The organism is Aeromonas sp. ASNIH8 (genome assembly GCF_002919855.1).
In the GTDB taxonomy this organism is placed as follows: Bacteria; Pseudomonadota; Gammaproteobacteria; order Enterobacterales; family Aeromonadaceae; genus Aeromonas; species Aeromonas caviae.
Genome location: NZ_PQLN01000033.1, coordinates 24,147 through 42,615 on the forward strand (window position 1 = coordinate 24,147; position 18,469 = coordinate 42,615).

Here is an 18,469-nt window from a genome sequence, read left to right on the forward strand (position 1 = left end):
AGGACAAGAGACAAAAAAGGCAGCCATCGGCTGCCTTTTTGCACAGAGGGGCGGATCACCCGAGCTGGAACAGCAGGGGCCAACCCTGCTCGTGGCAGTAGCGGTGCTCCTTTTCCAGGTTCTGCATCAGCAACTTGTTCTCGTCGCACCAGTCCAGAGGCAGGGTGACCACCAGCTGATCCCCGGCGGCCTGCACGTTCCACTCGGGCAGCAGGTTGTCCTGACGCCTGTGGTGGGCCGCCACCGCGAGGCGTAGGATGCGGATGCAGCGCAGCACCGTCTGCTCGTCGTGGTTGGGCAGGGCGGGCAGCTCGGAGAGCTTGAGCCCCTTGCGATGAAAGCGCACCAGGGCCGCCAGCAGGGCCTGATCGTCCTGGTTGAAGCCGGGCAGGTCGGTGTTTTGCAAGATGTAGGCGGAGTGTTTGTGGATGCCGCTGTAGTTGATGGCAAGGCCGATTTCGTGCAACCGCGCCGCCCAGCCGAGGATGGCGCGATAGGGCTCTTCCGGCATCTCCCAGGGGCCGCTCAGGGCGTCGAACAGGGAGAGGACGCTGCGCTCCACCCGGGTGGCCTGGCGCTTGTCGATGCGATAATGGGTGCTGAGCGCAAGCGCGGTACGTTCGCGAATGTCGTGATGCTGCAGGCGTTCCTCGAACTCGTAGAGCAACCCTTCGCGCAGGGCGCCGTCGGAGTACTCCATCCGCTCGATGGGCAGGGAAGTGAAGAGCCCGAGCAGGATGGCCACCGCGGCGGCGAACACCCCCTGACGCTCCTCGGTGAGGCCCGCCAGCTTGAGCTGGTCGACCCGCTTGTGCTTGAGCATCTCTTCTTTCAGCCGCTCCAGTCCCGCCAGGGTGATGGCACCATCGGTCCACTCTTCTCCCAGCAACACGTCGCGCACGGTGCGGATGGAGCCCGAGCTGCCGAGGCAGCTCTGCCAGCCCAGCTTGCGGTACTGGTTGATGATGGGGGCGAGCTGATGCTGGGCTTCCAGCACGGCGGCGTTGAAGGCCTTCTCGCCGAGCTTGCCGTTGCCAAAGAAGCTCTGGGTGAAGCTCACGCAGCCCATCTTGCGGCTGGTGAGCGCCTTGTGCTCAAACCCTTCGCCGATGATGAGCTCGGTGCTGCCGCCGCCGATGTCCACCACCAGCACCTGGCCCTCGATGTGCTGTGTATGGGCGACCCCCTGATAGATGAGGCGGGCCTCTTCCTGGCCGCTGATGATCTCGATGGGGTGGTTGAGCAACTTGGCCGCCTCGCGCACGAAGTCGCGAGCGTTGCTGGCGCGGCGCAATGTGTAGGTGCCGGCGATGCGGATCTGATCCGGCTTGATGTTGGTGAGCCGCTCGGCGAACAGGGCGAGGCAGTCCAGCCCGCGCGCCATGGCCTCCGGGGACATGCGGCGCTGCTCATCCATCCCTTCGGCGAGACGCACTCGCTCCTTGATGCGATCGATGATCTGCATCCGCCCCTCGGTGAGGCGGGCAATGACCATGTGGAAGCTGTTCGAGCCCAGATCGACAGCGGCGTACAGACTATTGTCCATGGTTTGACTCTATGCGTTTGAGGTAGTCGTAAATCGCCACCTGGGAACGGACCTTGCGGCGGTTGCCCCGCTTCACGTACTCGTTCTTCTGGTCGGCATCGATCACCCGCGCCTTGCAGGTATCACTCAGTTGTAGCTCGAGAATGTCGAGGATGCGCTGCTTGAGCCGCTCGTCATAGATGGGGGTGCCCACCTCGATGCGACCGTCGATGTTGCGGCTCATCCAGTCGGCACTGGAGATATAGAGCTGGGGATTGCCCTTGTTGTGGAACACCATCACCCGCGGATGTTCGAGGAAACGGTCGATGATGCTGATGACCCGGATGTTGTCGCTCAGACCCGGCACCCCCGGGCGCAGGGCGCACATGCCCCGGATGATCATCTGGATGGGCACCCCGGCCTGGCCGGCGGCATAGAGCCGGTTGATGAGGTCTCTGTCCACCAGGTTGTTGATCTTGAGGGTGATGCCGCTGGGTTGCCCCGCCTTGGCGTTGGCCAGCTCGTTATCGATGAGGCGATAGAGCTGGCGGCGGCTGTTGATGGGGGAGACCAGCAGGTGGTTGAACTTGTAGCGCCGGTACGGGTACTCGATGTACTCGAACACGCTCTCCACCTCGGCGGTGATGTCCGGATGGCGGGTCAGCAGAGAGAAGTCGGTGTAGATCTTGGCGGTCTTCTCGTTGAAGTTGCCGGTCCCGACATGGGCGTAGCGTACCGCCTCGCCGTTCTCGTGGCGGGTGATGAGGCAGAGCTTGGAGTGGATCTTGAGGCTGGGCACCCCGAACACCACCTTGACGCCTGCGTCGGTCAGGATGTTGGCCCAGTCGATGTTGGCCGCCTCGTCGAAGCGGGCGCGCAACTCCACCACCACGGTCACCTTCTTGCCATTGTTGGCGGCGTCGATGAGGGAGTGGATGATCCGCGACTTCTTGGCCACCCGGTAGATGTTGATGCGAATGGCGCTGACCGCCGGGTCGAAGGCCGCCTGGCGCACCAGCTCGGTGAAGTGGTGGAACTTGTGGTACGGGTAGTAGAGCAGGATGTCCTGCTTGGCGATGGCGTCGAAGGCGTTGACGAAGCCGTCAAAGTCGCGGCAATCGAGGGCCGGCAGCTTGGGGTTTTCCAGATAATCCCGGCCCACATTGGGGAAGCCGATGAAATCCTTGAAGTTGTGATAGCGCCCACCGGGCATGATGGCGTCGTAGGAGCTTATCTGCAGCTTCAGCTTCAAGAAGCTTATCATGGCCGCCGGCATTTCCCGCTCGTAGACGAAGCGCACCGGCATGGCGGTGAGGCGCTGTTTCAAGCCGTCACTCATCTTGTCCACCAGGCTGAGGTCCAGCTGGTCGGAGAGGTCATATTCGGCATCCCGGGTCAGCTTGACCGCGTAGGCGGCAATCTCGTCGTAGTCGAAGAAGCCCTTGAAGATCTCGTCCAGACAGAAGCGGATAACGTTGTCCAGGATGATGATCTGCTTCTTGCGACGGGTGCCCTCCGGCGGTAGCTGGAAGAAGCGGGGCAGATCGTCGGTGGGCACTTCCACCAGGGCGTACTGGATCACCTGGCCGTTCTTCTTCATCTCGATGGCGAGATAGGTGTGCTCGTCTTTCAGGAACTTGACCGGGTTGACCTCCTTGTTGAGGAGGATGGGGATGATGTGGCGCAGCACCTTTTCCCGGAAGAAGACCCGCAGCCACTGCTGGATGGACTCGGAGAGCTGGCTTTCGTTCACCAGGAAGATGTTGTGGCGGGCCAGCGCGATCAGCAGCTCCTTGTAGGTGTTGTCGAACGCCTCGCCGAGCGCCATCACCTTCTGCTGGATGGCGCGCAGCAGCACCTTGGCCTCGTCGTCGCCGCCGTGGACTTCGTTGATGAGGATGCGGCGCTTGACGTCCGACACCCGAACCTTGAAGAACTCGTCCTGATTGGAGGAGAAAATCCCGAGGAAGCGGACCCGCTCGATGAGGGGTACCGTCTTGTCCATCGCCTCTTGCAACACCCGTTCATTGAATGAGAGCCAGCTAAGCTCTTTCTCTTCATACTGCTTGTCGGTGCTCATCTGGTGCCTCTTTGCTCTGGTTGCGTCTGCGCGGAAGTTATGGCGTCAAACCATGACAAATTTATGACAGGTGACACTATTCGCTCAGATCCTGATCGATGTCGACGACGAGGTCGTCGGAGAGGGACTCCAGGGCCGTGACGAGATCGTCCAGTTCGAGCTGCGGCGGCAGGGCCACCAGGGCGTGGGCATAGAAGAGGGGGGCGCCTGAGTGGGGCGCAGGTTCGCAACCTGTGGTGAGGTCGGCGACGTTGATGTTGAGCTGTCGCAGGATGCTGGCCACTTCGTGGACGATGCCCGGTCTGTCGTTGCCGGTGACGCTCAGCATCACCTGATGGGCCGGTTGCGGGCTCAGCTGCCCTTCGGCGAAGCTCACGGTGAGGCCAGGCAGCATCACCAGGGCCTCGCACAGGCTGCGGTAATGCTCGTCAGGCACGGCGACGTGCAAAATGCCGGCAAATTGCCCCGCCAGCTCGCTCATGGAGCTGGCCAGCCAGTTACCCTGCTGCCGGGTGATGGTATCGGCCAGGCTCTCGACGATCCCGGGTTTGTCTGCGCCGATCACGGTGACGACCAATTGCTTTTGCATCCTGCTCTCCTTGAATGGGGCTGCGTGGGGTCCGTTGACGCCTGGCGGCGACGGGGTGCGCGCCAGAACGTCCATGGGCTCTAGCATTGTGCCTGCTGTGACAGGCCATATGAAGCCCGCCTTGCGCAAATTCAGTGAAAAAACGCGAATGCCGGGACGGGCTTGATTTCTGCGCTGCCTGAGTCGCTTTCCCCGTGGTAGAGTGTGCCCCTTCCTTTGGTGTGAACTGAATTTGTCTTGTAAACGGGATGTGCGTGTATGAATAGCCTTGTCGTATCAGGAGCCGTGTTGCTGGGGTTGCTCCTGCTGGTGATCGTCTGGCGCAGGGAGAAAGAGGGCAAGGCCGAGCCCTATGATCTGCAGGAAACCTTGATGAGCCCAGCCGAGCGCACCTTCTTCGGGGTGCTGGATCAGGCGGTGGGGGACAAGGCCCGTGTCTTTGCCAAGGTACGAGCCTCCTATGTGCTGACGCCCGAGGCACACCTTGGCAAAGGCAAGCGCCAGCAGGCACTCGGCAAGATAGGGGAGAAGCACTTCGATTTTTTGCTCTGCCACCCGGCGGATCTCTCTTTCCTGTGTGCCGTGGAGCTGGATGACGAGGGGCACCGCCACCAGAAGCGCAAGGCGCGGGATCTCTTCCTGAAGGCGGCCTGCGATGGCGCCGGTCTGCCGCTGTTGCAGATCCCGGCCAGCAGCCACTACCAGGTCGACGAGTTGCGGGAGCAACTGCTGCCCCTGCTGGCGAGAACGACGGCGCCGGTGGATGACCTGCTGCCCGGCGAGCGCCGCGAACCGACCTTCAGCCCGCTGCTGCTCGATGGTGTCGATCTGGGCACGTCACACCCGGGGGCTGCCAGGGAGCCCCAGGTGCCGCCCCCCCAGGCCGAAGAGGCAATGCCCGTGTTGATGGAGGAGAATCCCTTCCTCGATCCGGATGAGGAGGAGCCCCGGGAGACGACCCCTCATTGCCCCCGCTGTGCCGCGCCCCTGGTGGCACGGGAAGCACGAAAGGGTCCCCATGCCGGTCGCCTGTTCCTCGCCTGCAGCCGGTTTCCCGAGTGCCGCTATGCCGCCCCCCAGGAGAGCGTGAAGCACTGATCCCTCCTCTGACGCCGCGCCCTGTCGGCGTCATTCTTTCCCCTTCGCTGGTTTTCATCCGATACTCAATCTGGCTGGAAGCGTGATCCCCGTCCCGCCAGGGTCCGGGAGGATGCGACAAGTTTTGACAATCCGCCAGAATTTTGGCACTTTGTCCTCTTATGACACAGTGCGAAATTGGTTTTAATAAGCACTTAAAAAACAATAACTTGGCGTCAGGTGTGAAAATATGGATAGGATGGCTATGGGTGTGCTGCTTGTTGATGCCGATGATGTGCGGCGCCAGCAACTGGGGACTGTGCTCTCCTTCATGGGGATCCCCTGGCAGGAGGTGGTGGAGAGCGATCTCGATGTGGCCATCGAGACTGCCGGGCCCTTGCAGGGAATTCTGGCCGGGGAACTGCGCGAGCGCGCCCTGAGTGAGCTGCTTGCCGCCCATCCTCGTCTGCCCTTTCTCTCCCTGATGCCAGCGAGCCATGGTTGCAGCAACTTCATCGGGGTGGCCGAGGCGCCCTTTACCTATGAGTCCCTCACCCGTCATCTGCACTTCTGCCAGGCCTTCATCTCCCTGCATCCCCGTCATCAGACCCACGACAAGGGTCAGACCCTGCTGCGCCTGCTGGTGGGCAAGGGGAGGGGCATCCAGGAGGTGCGCCGTCTTATCGGCCAGGTGGCCGAGACCGACGCCAACGTACTGATCCTCGGTGAGTCCGGAACCGGCAAGGAGGTGGTGGCTCGCGCCATCCACGAGCTGTCCGCCCGAAGCGCGGGCCCCTTCGTGCCCATCAACTGCGGCGCCATTCCGGCGGAGCTGCTCGAGAGCGAGCTGTTCGGTCACGAGAAGGGGGCCTTCACCGGTGCCATTGCCGCCCGGCGCGGCCGCTTCGAACTGGCCCAGGGGGGCACCCTCTTCCTCGACGAAATCGGCGACATGCCGCTGCCGATGCAGGTCAAGTTGCTGCGGGTGCTGCAGGAGCGCCAGTTCGACCGGGTCGGGGGCGGCAAGGCCGTCCAGGCCGATGTGCGGGTGATCGCGGCGACCCACCGGGATCTGGAAGCCATGATCCGCACCCTGGCATTTCGCGAAGATCTCTACTACCGCCTCAATGTGTTCCCCATCGAGACGCCCCCCCTGCGGGATCGGGCCGACGACATCCCGCTGCTGCTGCAGGAGCTGCTCAATCGCCATGCCGAACAGCACAAGGGGATCATCCGTCTGACCCAGCGCGCCATGGAGTCCCTGATGCAGTACGCCTGGCCCGGCAACGTGCGCGAGCTGTCCAACCTCATCGAGCGCCTGCTCATCCTCTATCCGAACCAGATCGTCGATGTGGCGGATCTGCCCGGCCGCTATCGCCTGCTGCCCTGCGAGCCACGAGATGAGCGGCTCACCGAGATGGACGAGCGGGACGCCCTGGCTGCCGTGTTCCAGTCCCCACCAGAGCTGGATCCCGGCATCGCCATGCCCCTGCCCATGCAGTTGCCTCAAGAGGGGGTCAACCTCAAGGAGATGCTGGCCGACCTCGAGGTGGAGCTGATCCGCCAGGCCCTGGAGTCCCAGGACGGGGTGGTGGCCCGCGCCGCCGACCTGCTCAGCATGCGCCGCACCACCCTGGTGGAGAAGATGAAGAAGTACGGCATGAGCAAGGACAATTGAGGTCAATGCTTTGACGCATTGAGCCAATGCATTGATAAATAACGTCTATTTTGCTGGCATGGAAATTGAATAAGCTGACTCAATCGCCAGTTTGAGGTCAGCTTTATGACAATCTTGCAGCAGGATGCCCCCCTCCAGTCACATGAAGTGAGTCAGCTTTACGCCATCTTCACGGCGCTGCCGACCGGCGTGCTGCTGCTCGATGGCGAGGGGCTGATCACCCGCGCAAACCCTGCCGCCCTGGCGCTGCTGGGAGAGCCACTGGAAGGCCTTTCCTGGCGCCAGATCATCGCCCGCTGCTTCGAACCCCGTGAGGATGACGGTCACGAGATCTCCTTGCGCGACGGCCGCCGGGTCCAGCTGTCGACCCAGCCGCTGCCGGATCAGCCGGGCCAACTGGTGTTCATTACCGACTTGACCGAGACCCGCCAGTTGCAGGACAGGGTCAACCACATGAAGCGTCTCTCCGCCCTTGGCAACATGGCGGCTTCCCTGGCGCACCAGATCCGCACCCCGCTCTCCGCCGCCATGCTCTATGCGGCCAACCTGGCCAACCGCACCCTCAAGCCTGAATCCCGCAGCCAGTTCCAGCAAAAATTGATGGCCAGGTTGCAAGACCTGGAAAAACAGATCAACGACATCCTGCTGTTTGCCCGCAATGGCGACAACCAGGTGGTGGCGCCCCTCTCGGTGCAGGGCTTGCTGGCGGAAGTGCAGGCGGGGGCCGAAGCCTTCTGCCAGCAGCAGGGCTGCGCCTTGCATCTGGAGGCCCCTGAGCCCGATCTCTGTCTGCTTGCCAACAGCAGTGCCCTGGCGGGGGCCATCAACAACCTCATCGCCAATGCCCGGCAGGCCGGCGCCGATTCGCTCCTGGTGAGCGCTGTGCGCAGCGGCAACCGGGTGGAGATGCGGGTCATCGACAACGGCAAGGGGATGGCCCCCTCCCTGCTCAACCAGATCTTCGAACCCTTCTTTACCACCCGTTCCCAGGGCACGGGCCTCGGTCTTGCGGTGGTGCAGTCGGTGGTACGAGCCCATCAAGGGGAGGTGAGCGTGGCTTCGGTCCCTGGCGAGGGCACCTGTTTTACCCTGTCCTTCCCCCTGCATCAGCAACAGGTTCAGTTGGGGGGCGTGGCATGAGGCGCGCAAAAGCCGGAGCGCCGGTGAAGATGATTCTCGACAAGGCCATGTTGGTTGTAGGAGGTGTGGCATGACCCAGGCTCGCATTCTGGTGGTGGAAGATGACAACGGCCTGCGCGAGGCGCTGGTGGATACCCTGCTGCTCGGTGGCTATGAGTGCCGCGAGGTGGACAGCGGCGAGCGGGCCCTGCTTGCTCTGTCCCGTCAGCGCTTTGACATGGTGATCTCCGACATCCAGATGGGGGGCATGGATGGTCTGACCCTGCTCGCCAATATCCGCCAGCAATATCCCCAGGTGCCTGTGCTCCTGATGACTGCCTACGCCAACATTGACGGGGCGGTGCGCGCCATGCGCGAGGGGGCCATCGACTATCTGGCCAAGCCCTTCTCCCCCGAGGTGCTGCTCAACCAGGTCAGCCGTTATGTGCCGGCCCAGAAGGTGGAGAAGCGTGCCGTGGTGTACGGGGACCCCAGGACTGCGGAGCTGTTCCAGCTGGCGACCCGGGTGGCGAGAAGCGAAGCCACCGTCATGGTGACCGGCCCGAGCGGGACGGGCAAGGAGGTGTTGGCTCGCTATATTCACGACCACTCCAGCCGGGCAGAACAGGCCTTCGTCGCCATCAACTGCGCCGCCATTCCGGAGAACATGCTGGAAGCGACCCTGTTTGGCTACGAGAAGGGCGCTTTCACCGGTGCGGTGCAGGGGTGCCCTGGCAAGTTCGAGCAGGCTCAGGGAGGAACCCTGCTGCTCGACGAGATCACCGAGATGGATCTGGGGCTGCAGGCCAAGCTGCTGCGGGTCTTGCAGGAGAAAGAGGTGGAGCGGCTCGGCAGCCGCAAGATGATCCCCCTCGATGTGCGGGTCATTGCCACCAGCAACCGGGATCTGAAAAAAGCGGTGCAGGACGGGTTGTTCCGCGAGGATCTCTACTACCGCCTCAACGTCTTCCCCCTGCGCTGGACGGCGCTCTGGGAGCGCCCGGGGGACATTCTTCCCCTGGCGGAGCATCTGCTGGCGCTGCATGCCAGCCAGATGGGGCTGCCGACGCCGCAGCTCGCAGAGGACGCCCGAGAGCGTCTGATGGTTCACCCCTGGCCCGGCAACGTGCGCGAGCTCGACAACGTGGTTCAGCGCGCCCTGATCCTCTGTCCAGACGGCCTCATCGACTGTGAGCACCTGATTCTGGAGGAGACGGACGAGACCCTGGTGCGGCCGCTCGAGCGGCTGTCAGGGGAGGGGCTTGGCGGCGAACTCAAGCTGCAGGAGCACCAGATCATTCTGGACACCCTGCAGGAGTGCAACGGCAGTCGCAAAGCGGTGGCCGACAAGCTCGGCATCAGCCCGCGCACCCTGCGCTACAAGCTGGCCCAGATGCGTGACGCCGGCATCGAGCTGCCCGCCTAGGCCTGACAGGCGCATGGCCTTGCCGGTCCGGCTCGATTATCATGGGCTCTGACGATCGGAATCCGGCTCCCCGCACAGTGCGTGGGGAGCCCAGCTAGGAGACCCCCATGATCTCTCATCGTAAACTGGAAAGCCTGCTCAACCACCTGCTCGAACCCCATGCCATCAAGGATTACTGCCCCAACGGCCTGCAGGTGGAGGGGCGCGAGCGCATTCGCAAGGTGGTGACCGGCGTCACCGCCAGCCAGGCCCTCATCGATGCCGCCGTGGCCGCTGATGCTGACGCCATCCTGGTCCATCACGGCTACTTCTGGAGCGGCGAGCCGGCCCAGATCACCGGCATGAAGCAGCGTCGTCTCAAGACCCTCTTGACCCACGACATCAACCTGTTTGCCTACCACCTGCCGCTGGACGTGCACCCCGAGGTGGGGAACAACGCCCAGCTTGCCAGGCTGCTTGGTATCAAGGTGCGTCGCGGGCTCGAACCCTGGAACAGCAAGAGCGTCGCCATGGTGGGCAAGCTGGAGGAGCCCATGAGCGGCAGCGATTTTGCCAAGCTGATTGCCGAGCGTCTCGGTCGCGAGCCGCTTCATTGTGGTGACAGTGGCCCCGAGCTCATCCGCTCCGTGGCCTGGTGCACCGGCGGTGGCCAGAGCTACATCAGCCAGGCGGCGGAGCAGGGCATCGATGCCTTCATCTCCGGCGAAGCCTCCGAGCAGACCATCCACACCGCCCGCGAGATGGGCATGCACTTCTACGCCGCAGGCCACCACGCCACCGAACGTTACGGCGTCAAGGCGCTGGGAGAGTGGCTCGCCACCGTACACGGGTTGGAGGTGACCTTTATCGATATCGACAATCCGGTGTAGGGCCGATTGGCCGCGCAGCGGCGTCATCGGACGTGATGACAGGCATTGCGCTGGTCGATGGAAATGACAAGGGAGGCCTGAGCCTCCCTTGTTGTGTCTTACTGCTGCTAGCGGTTACTCGCTGGCATAGCCTGCCAGGCCAAGCTGCTTGCCATCGAGGAAGGCAGACCCTTCTCGCATCTGCAAGCGCCCTTCACAGAACCACTGCACCACCAGGGGGTAGATGCTGTGCTCCTGCACCTGGACCCGGGCGGCGACCTCGTCGGCACTGTCCCCTTCGAAGATGGGGACCCGTGCCTGGAGGATCACCGGGCCGCCGTCGAGCTCTTCGGTGACGAAGTGGACGCTGGCGCCGTGCTCGTCATCACCGGCCTCGATGGCGCGCTGGTGGGTGTGCAGACCCTGGTATTTCGGCAGCAATGAGGGGTGGATGTTGATCATCCTCCCCGCGAAGTGGCGCACGAGGTCGGCGCTCAGGATCCGCATAAAGCCGGCCAGCACCACCAGATCCGGCTGATAATCCGCCATCAGAGCCAGCAGGGCGACATCATACTCCTCCCGGCTGGCGAACTGCTGCTGAGCCAGGATGGCGGTTGCCACCCCAGCTTCCCTGGCACGCACCAGGCCATAGGCATCAGCCTTGTTGCTGATGACGCCGACCACCTGACCGGCAATCTTGCCGCCGGCACAGCCGTCGAGGATGGCCTGCAGATTGCTGCCGCTGCCTGAGATGAGGACGAGGATGCGTTTCATGGAGGTCATCTGGCCGTTGATACGATCATTCATTGAATGATGACCTGCTCCTCACCATCGGCCGCCTTGGCGATGTGGCCGATGTGCCAGGCGTTTTCGCCTTCGGCCTTGAGCAGGGCCAGGGCCTTGTCCAGCTGATCCGCCGGCAGGGCGATGATCATGCCGACGCCGCAGTTGAAGGTGCGATACATCTCGTGGCGGGTGACGTTGCCTGCCTGTTGCAGCCAGCTGAACACCGCCGGCCACTGCCAGCTCTGCTCGTCGATGACCGCCTTGGTGTTGGCGGGCAGCACGCGCGGGATGTTCTCCCAGAAGCCGCCGCCGGTGATGTGGGACAGGGCGTGGATCTCGCACTCCTTGATGAGCTTGAGCACGGGCTTCACATAGATGCGGGTCGGCTCCAGCAGGGCGTTGGCCAGGGTGGTGTCACCCAGCGGCTGCTGCACGTCGGCCTTGGAGACTTCCAGGATCTTGCGAATGAGGGAGAAGCCGTTGGAGTGGGGACCGCTGGCGGCCAGGGCGATCAGGGCATCCCCTTCGCCAACCTTGCTGCCGTCGATGATCTCGCTCTTTTCCACCACGCCGACGCAGAAACCGGCGATGTCGTAATCTTCCCCTTCATACATGCCAGGCATTTCGGCAGTTTCACCGCCGACCAGGGCACAGCCGGACTGTTCGCAGCCGGCGCCGATGCCGGTGACCACGGCAGCGGCAGTGTCCACGTCCAGTTTGCCGGTGGCATAGTAGTCGAGGAAGAAGAGGGGCTCGGCGCCCTGCACGATGAGGTCATTGACGCACATGGCGACCAAGTCGATCCCCACGGTGTCGTGCTTCTTCAGGTCGATGGCCAGACGCAGCTTGGTGCCCACCCCGTCGGTACCGGAGACCAGTACCGGTTCCTTGTAGCCAGCAGGGATTTGACACAGGGCCCCAAAGCCGCCAAGACCACCAAGGACTTCAGGACGACGAGTGCGTTTTGACACGCCCTTGATACGTTCAACCAGTGCATTGCCGGCATCGATATCTACGCCAGCATCCTTGTAGCTCAGTGAGGTTTTGTCAGTCACGCGTATTCCCCGTCATATAAAGAAGTGGAGGGTAAAATTCGGGGCGTATTCTACCAGCGGGCACGAAAAACCAGAAAGAAAATCGTTTGCGCGTTTTTGAATCGAAAAGCTCTACAAGCCGTGGCTTTTGTTGTATGATTCCGCGATTTTTTGGCGCCGGTTAGAGGAGATAATAATGAAAGTCGTTGAAGTCAAACACCCCCTGGTCAAGCACAAGATCGGCCTGATGCGCGAAGGCGACATCAGCACCAAGCGTTTCCGTGAACTGGCCAAGGAAGTGGGCAGTTTGTTGACTTACGAAGCGACCTCTGACTTCGAAACCGAAAAAGTGACCATCGATGGCTGGAACGGCCCTGTGGAAGTCGACCAGATCAAGGGCAAGAAGGTCACCGTCGTGCCAATCCTGCGCGCCGGTCTTGGCATGATGGACGGCGTGCTGGAGCACATGCCGAGCGCCCGCGTCAGCGTGGTCGGTATCTATCGCGATGAAGAGACCCTGCAGCCTGTCCCCTACTTCGAGAAGATCGTCAGCAACATCGAAGAGCGTCTGGCCCTGGTCATCGACCCCATGCTGGCCACCGGCGGCTCCATGATCGCCACCATCGATCTGCTCAAGAAGAAAGGTTGCCAGTCCATCAAGGTGCTGGTGCTGGTTGCCGCGCCGGAAGGCATCAAGGCGCTGGAAGCCGCTCACCCGGACGTGGAGCTGTTCTGTGCCTCCATCGACCAGGGGCTGAACGAGAAGGGCTATATCGTCCCGGGCTTGGGTGATGCCGGCGACAAGATCTTCGGCACCAAGTAAGCATCACCCCATCGCCGCGCCCAAGGCGCGCAAACGGAGCCGGCACCCTGCCGGCTCCGCTGTTTCTCCCCCCCTTTGCTTGCTGCCATGCGCGCCTTGCCGCTACCATAAGCACCATCCCCCATTTCGAGAATCTTCTTTATGCTGAAACGCTTAGCGACTCTCCTCTGCTGCTGTCTGCCTCTCGTGGTGTCGGCCGCCCAGGTAACCGACCTCTATCAGGGCAAGGCTCCCACCAGTGGCGACATGACGGCCGCCCAGTCCCAGGCGCTGGGGTATGTGCTCGTCAAGGTGACGGGCAAGCGCGATATCCTCACCCAGCCGGATGTGGTGAAGGCCCTGGCGGCGCCGGCGGATTACGTGCAGCAATACAGCTATCAGGACATCGGCTCGGTCAAGTTTCTCAAGGCGGATTTCAATGTGGCCAAGGTGAACGCCCTGGTCGGCCAGAGCAAGTTTGCCCTGCTTGGCCCGGTGCGGCCGCAGGTCGCCATCTGGCTGGTGGTCGACGAAGGCGAGCGGCGCATTCTGCCGGATCAGTCCGGCGATGGCTGGTCCGAGGCGCTGCGTGCCCAGACCCAGGCCATGGGGCTGCCGGTCAGTCTCCCGCTGATGGACTTGGATGACAACATGGCGGTCAATGCCACCGATGTCTGGGGCCGCTTTGCCGATCCCGTGCTCAAGGCGAGCCAGCGTTACGGCGCCGAAATGGTGGTGCTCGGCAAACTGAGCCCGGAGGGGGAGGCCTGGAGCATCGACTGGGGTCTTTATGGTACCAAGCCGGGGGCGCAGGCAGGAGAGCTGACCGAGCTGACCAAGGGTTCGGGTTCAGGTACCCAGGCCGAGGTGGCAAAGGGCTTTGCCGATGCCCTGGCCGGTTGGCTGGTGCAGCAGTACGGTACCCGTCTCTCCGGTGTCGCCTCCAGCCAGACCCTGGTGGTGGAGGGGCTGTCCGATATCGATGGCATGATCCAGATCCAGAAGCTGCTGCAGGGGATGGCCAGTGTCACCAAGGTGGCTATTGGCAAGCTGGAAGGGGACAAGGTGACCTTCAACCTCTCGCTGCAGGGGGACAAGGCCGAGCTGGTGAGGGGGTTGCAACTGGAGAGCCGCCTGCATCAGGTGGAAGACAACGAGAGCGGCCTGCGCTATCAATGGTCGCAGCCCTGATCCCGGGGAAGGATCCTGACCGCCCGGCATGGTCCGGGCGGTTCTCTATCTGCCCCGCTGGTGATACACTTGCCCGCAAATATCACAGTCAAAGCCCAACGAGTGAAGCAACCGGCCCAACTGTCTTTAGCCGTACAACTACCGGATGATGAAACCTTCGTCAGTTTTTATCCCGGCAACAACGCCCATCTGATCACCGCCCTCAAGAATGCGGCCATCGGTCAGGGCTCGCCCTTCCTCTATTTCTGGGGAGCCAAGGGGTCGGGCCGCTCCCATCTGCTCCATGCCACCTGTGCCGAGGTCAACGCCCGCGACGCCGCAGCCGCTTATCTCTCCCTCGATCAGTTCGAACAGCTTGACCCCAGCATGCTCGATGCTTTGGAGAGCCTGCCCTTGGTCTGTCTTGACAGCCTGGAGGCTATCGCCGGCAACGCCCTGTGGGAGCGGGCCCTGTTCGACTTCTACAATCGCTGGAAGGAGAAGGGGGAGGGGACGCTCATCGTTACCGGCTGCAGCGCGCCACGCAAGCTGGGGCTGCAACTGCCGGATCTCGCGTCCCGTCTCGACTGGGGAGTGAGCTTCCACCTCGACGAGCTGGACGACGAGGGCAAACTCAGCGCCCTGCAACTGCGCGCCGAGCTGCGGGGTTTCAAGCTGCCCATCGACGTGGGCCGTTTCCTGCTCAACCGCCTCTCCCGCGACATGCGCACCCTGCTTGCCACCCTCAATCGTCTCGACAACGCCTCCTTCCGTGCCAAGCGCAAGCTTACCATCCCTTTCGTCAAAGAGATCCTCGAGCTCTGAAAACCTATCCCATTAGGCTAACTTATTCGCCATTTTGAACCTGGGCAGTGCTCGAAATCCTCACGTACTACAGTACGTTCCGGTTTCTGCGCGCTGTCCGTGTTCAAACTGCCTTCAACGATTACGCCTACTGGGATAGGTTCTAAGCCCCATAACGACAAACCCCGGGACTTGGCCGGGGTTTGTTTGCGAGCATTACACAGCTATCAGTGGAACTGATCTTCTTCGGTCGAGCCGGTCAGTGCGGTCACCGAGGACTGGCCGCCCTGAATGACGGTGGTCACCTTGTCAAAGTAACCGGTACCCACTTCCTGCTGGTGTGCCACGAAGGTGTAGCCCCGCTCGGCGGCGGCGAATTCCGGCTGCTGCACCATCTCGACATAGTGCTTCATTCCCTCGCCACGGGCGTACTGGTAGGCCAGCTCGTACATGTGGAACCACATGTTGTGGATACCCGCCAGGGTGATGAACTGGTACTTGTAGCCCATGTCGGAGAGCTCCTGCTGGAAGCGGGCGATGGTGGCATCGTCCAGGTTCTTCTTCCAGTTGAAGCTCGGGGAGCAGTTGTAGGCCAGGATCTTGTCCGGGTACTGGGCCTTGATGGCCTCGGCAAATTTGCGCGCCTCGTCCAGATCGGGCTTGGCGGTCTCGCACCACACCATGTCGGCGTAAGGGGCGTAGGCCAGGCCGCGGGAGATGGCCTGCTCGATGCCAGCCTGCACCTTGTAGAAGCCCTCGCTGGTGCGCTCACCGGTCAGGAAGCCGGCATCGTAGGGATCGGCATCCGTGGTCAGCAGATCCGCTGCGTTGGCGTCGGTGCGGGCGATCACCAGGGTGGTGGTGCCGCAGACATCTGCCGCGAGGCGAGCCGCGACAAGCTTTTGCACCGCCTCCTGGGTCGGGACCAGTACCTTGCCGCCCATGTGGCCGCACTTTTTCACGGACGCGAGCTGATCTTCGAAGTGCACGCCGGCGGCGCCCGCTTCAATCATCCCCTTCATCAGTTCGAAGGCGTTCAGCACGCCGCCGAAACCGGCTTCCGCATCCGCTACTATGGGCAGGAAGTAGTCGATGAAGCCCTTGTCCTCTGGTCCAACCTTGTTGGCCCACTGGATCTGGTCGGCCCGGGCGAAGGAGTTGTTGATGCGCTCCACCACGGAGGGGACGGAGTTGGCCGGGTAGAGGGACTGATCCGGGTACATGGTGGAGGAGAGGTTGTTGTCCGCCGCCACCTGCCAGCCGGAGAGATAGATGGCTTCGATGCCGGCCTTGGCCTGTTGCACCGCTTGGCCGCCGGTCAGGGCGCCGAGGCAGTTTACATAGCCTTTCTTGGCGCCGCCGTGGATCAGCTCCCACAGTTTGTCGGCGCCGCGTTGGGCCAGAGTGTGTGCCGGCTGCAGGCTGCCACGCAGGTTCACCACGTCCTCGGCGCTGTAGCCGCGCTTGATCCCTTTCCAGCGGGGGTTTTCTGCCCAGTCTTTCTCGATAGCCTGGATCTGTTGCTCACGGGTCAGTGCCATATCAGTTCCCTCTTTCATTGATTTCACGTTTCCATTGACTTGTTATGGGGGCCGTTACCGGCCCGGGTCTCACAGCCGCTCGTAGCCGGGCAGCGTCAGAAAATCGATGAGTGTGTCGGCGCAGGTGATCTCGTCCATCAGGGCGCTCGCCTCGGCGAAACGGCCAGATTGCCAGCGGGCCTCGCCCACTTCGCCTCTGACCACCTCCTGCTCCTCGGCCAGCATCTGGCGGAACAGCGCCTTGGTCACTGCCTGACCGTTGGAGAGGGTCTTGCCGTGGCGGATCCACTGCCAGATGGAGGTGCGGGAGATCTCGGCGGTGGCGGCATCTTCCATCAGTCCGTAGATGGGCACGCAGCCATTGCCGTTGATCCAGGCTTCCAGGTATTGCAGGGCGACGCGGATATTGGTGCGCATGCCCGCCTCGGTACGCTCCCCCTCGCAGGGGGCCAGCAGCTCGGCGGCGGTGATGGGGGCATCCTGCTCGCGCAGCACATGGATCTGGTTCTTGGCGCCAGCGGGGATGCTCGCGTTGAACACCGCCATGGCGGTGTCGGCGAGGCCGGGGTGGGCGACCCAGGTGCCGTCGTGGCCGTTGTTCGCTTCACGCTCCTTGTCCGCCTTCACCTTGGCGAAGACTTCGGCGTTCACTGCCGGATCCTTGGCCGGGATAAAGGCGGCCATGCCGCCCATGGCCAGGGCGCCGCGCTTGTGGCAGGTCTTGATAAGGAGTCGCGAGTAGGCAGAGAGGAACGGCTTGTCCATGGTCACCACCTGACGATCCGGCAGGACGCGATCGGAGTGGTTCTTCAAGGTCTTGATATAGCTGAAGATGTAATCCCAGCGGCCGCAGTTGAGGGCGACGATGTGATCCTTCATCTGATAGAGCAGCTCGTCCATCTCGAATACCGCCGGCAGGGTTTCGATGAGCACGGTGGCCTTGATGGTACCGCGGGGCAGACCAAACCTGTCTTCGGTCCAGGCGAATACCTCGCTCCACCAGCGCCCTTCCAGATGGCTCTGCAGCTTGGGTACGTAGAAGTAGGGACCGGAGCCCTTGGCCAGCAACGCCTTGTGGTTGTGCAGGAAATAGAGGGCGAAGTCGAACAGGCCGCCGGGAATGGGGGCACCATCAAAGGTGACGTGCTTCTCCGGCAGATGCAGACCGCGCACCCGGCAGATGAGCACGGCCGGGTTGGGATTCAGGGTATAGGCCTTCCCCTCCGGGCTCTGGTAGGCAATGGTGCCGTTGACCGCATCGCGCAGGTTGATCTGGCCCTCGATCACCTTGTTCCAGGCCGGGGCCAGGGAGTCCTCGAAGTCGGCCATGAAGACCTTGACGTTGGCGTTGAGGGCATTGATCACCATTTTGCGCTCGACCGGGCCGGTGATCTCCACACGGCGGTCCTGCAGATCGGCGGGAATGCCGCGCACCGTCCAGTCACCATCGCGAATATGGGCGGTCTCTGGCAGGAAGTCCGGCAACTCGCCGCCATCGATACGGGCCTGGCGTGCGACTCGCTGCTTCAGCAGCTCGTTGCGTTGGGGAGCGAAACGTTCCACCAGTTCGGACACCAGGGCCACCGCATCCGGCGTCAGGATCTGCGCGTAATCGGGAAGCATCTCGCCTTGAATGCGCAGGCGGGTGCTGCTGATGGTCTGGGCCGGTGCCGACATAGTGGGTACTCCTCCAAAAGTTACATTTTGAATTTATTAACTACGACTAACGTCTATATCCCTTTCTTTCAAACTCCCCGTAACAGCGGGGCAACACGATTCATAAGGTGCAAAAGAATGGCGGATTCGTCAACTTGATTTTTAAAACGGGTGTTTTTTGATGATAGTTAAGATGCTGTTTTAAATGGATTTATGTGATTAGTGTAAAAGCTCTTTGCAGATGGTTATGCTCTTGGGTCGCCGGGGCGGCAGGGGGGAGGATTTCGGTAGAGTGGATGGGTTAAAAATGTAACTAATTACGTAATAAAATTAC

General features: G+C 62.1%; 15 protein-coding genes. 8 read left to right on the forward strand and 7 right to left on the reverse strand.

The genetic code is table 11. The annotated features are described in order from the left end of the window. Nucleotides 1-55 precede the first annotated feature (55 nt). The 3 genes from ppx to C3418_RS10710 all read right to left on the reverse strand — a co-directional run bounded on the left by ppx (nt 56) and on the right by C3418_RS10710 (nt 4,194). Nucleotides 56-1,546 (reverse strand): exopolyphosphatase, encoded by a 1,491-nt coding sequence (gene ppx, locus C3418_RS10700; protein WP_103858473.1) that lies wholly within the window; start codon nt 1,544-1,546, stop codon nt 56-58. Next, nucleotides 1,536-3,605: a polyphosphate kinase 1 gene (ppk1, locus tag C3418_RS10705; protein WP_103858474.1), complete on the reverse strand. Its 2,070-nt coding sequence runs from the start codon at nt 3,603-3,605 to the stop codon at nt 1,536-1,538. The genes ppx and ppk1 overlap by 11 nt, the downstream gene beginning before the upstream one ends. A 76-nt stretch (nt 3,606-3,681) precedes the next feature. Beyond that, complete coding sequence (locus C3418_RS10710; protein ID WP_010675281.1) at nt 3,682-4,194, reverse strand: glycine cleavage system protein R; 513 nt, start codon at nt 4,192-4,194, stop codon at nt 3,682-3,684. Between the two features lie 258 nt (nt 4,195-4,452). Here C3418_RS10710 and C3418_RS10715 point away from each other — a divergent pair, with 258 nt between their 5' ends. The 5 genes from C3418_RS10715 (at nt 4,453) to C3418_RS10735 (ending at nt 10,363) form a co-directional block, all read left to right on the forward strand. Then, nucleotides 4,453-5,292: a DUF2726 domain-containing protein gene (locus C3418_RS10715; RefSeq protein WP_103858475.1), complete on the forward strand. Its 840-nt coding sequence runs from the start codon at nt 4,453-4,455 to the stop codon at nt 5,290-5,292. Nucleotides 5,293-5,530: 238 nt separating this feature from the next. Next, nucleotides 5,531-6,949, forward strand: a complete 1,419-nt coding sequence (locus C3418_RS10720; RefSeq protein WP_053288347.1) for a sigma-54 dependent transcriptional regulator — start codon at nt 5,531-5,533, stop codon at nt 6,947-6,949. A gap of 105 nt (nt 6,950-7,054) precedes the next feature. Beyond that, nucleotides 7,055-8,089, forward strand: a complete 1,035-nt coding sequence (locus tag C3418_RS10725) for a PAS domain-containing sensor histidine kinase (protein ID WP_010675278.1) — start codon at nt 7,055-7,057, stop codon at nt 8,087-8,089. Nucleotides 8,090-8,159: 70 nt separating this feature from the next. Further along, nucleotides 8,160-9,494: a sigma-54 dependent transcriptional regulator gene (locus C3418_RS10730; RefSeq protein ID WP_103261361.1), complete on the forward strand. Its 1,335-nt coding sequence runs from the start codon at nt 8,160-8,162 to the stop codon at nt 9,492-9,494. Nucleotides 9,495-9,601: 107 nt separating this feature from the next. Further along, on the forward strand, nt 9,602-10,363 hold the full coding sequence (locus C3418_RS10735; protein WP_010675276.1) for a Nif3-like dinuclear metal center hexameric protein: 762 nt from the start codon (nt 9,602-9,604) through the stop codon (nt 10,361-10,363). A gap of 114 nt (nt 10,364-10,477) precedes the next feature. On the opposite strand, the gene purN is transcribed toward C3418_RS10735, so the two are convergent. Both purN and purM read right to left on the reverse strand, forming a co-directional pair. Then, complete coding sequence (purN, locus tag C3418_RS10740) at nt 10,478-11,116, reverse strand: phosphoribosylglycinamide formyltransferase (protein WP_048208753.1); 639 nt, start codon at nt 11,114-11,116, stop codon at nt 10,478-10,480. A gap of 29 nt (nt 11,117-11,145) precedes the next feature. Then, a complete protein-coding gene (purM, locus tag C3418_RS10745) occupies nt 11,146-12,183 on the reverse strand; it encodes a phosphoribosylformylglycinamidine cyclo-ligase (RefSeq protein WP_052815406.1) in 1,038 nt (345 codons plus the stop codon). Nucleotides 12,184-12,358: 175 nt separating this feature from the next. On the opposite strand from purM, the gene upp reads away from it, so the two are divergent. From upp to hda, 3 genes are all read left to right on the forward strand, one after another. Next, entirely contained in the window at nt 12,359-12,985 is a 627-nt protein-coding gene (gene upp / locus C3418_RS10750) for a uracil phosphoribosyltransferase (RefSeq protein ID WP_005302745.1), read from the forward strand. A gap of 141 nt (nt 12,986-13,126) precedes the next feature. After that, a complete protein-coding gene (locus C3418_RS10755; protein ID WP_103261360.1) occupies nt 13,127-14,155 on the forward strand; it encodes a DUF2066 domain-containing protein in 1,029 nt (342 codons plus the stop codon). A 102-nt stretch (nt 14,156-14,257) separates the two neighbouring features. Further along, nucleotides 14,258-14,959: a DnaA inactivator Hda gene (gene hda, locus C3418_RS10760; protein ID WP_010675272.1), complete on the forward strand. Its 702-nt coding sequence runs from the start codon at nt 14,258-14,260 to the stop codon at nt 14,957-14,959. Between the two features lie 206 nt (nt 14,960-15,165). Here the strand turns inward: hda and aceA are convergent, their stop codons facing one another. Together aceA and aceB are read right to left on the reverse strand one after the other, a co-directional pair. Beyond that, a complete protein-coding gene (gene aceA / locus C3418_RS10765; protein WP_041213155.1) occupies nt 15,166-16,479 on the reverse strand; it encodes an isocitrate lyase in 1,314 nt (437 codons plus the stop codon). 69 nt (nt 16,480-16,548) lie between these two features. After that, a complete protein-coding gene (gene aceB / locus C3418_RS10770) occupies nt 16,549-18,156 on the reverse strand; it encodes a malate synthase A (RefSeq protein WP_103858476.1) in 1,608 nt (535 codons plus the stop codon). Nucleotides 18,157-18,469 lie beyond the last annotated feature (313 nt).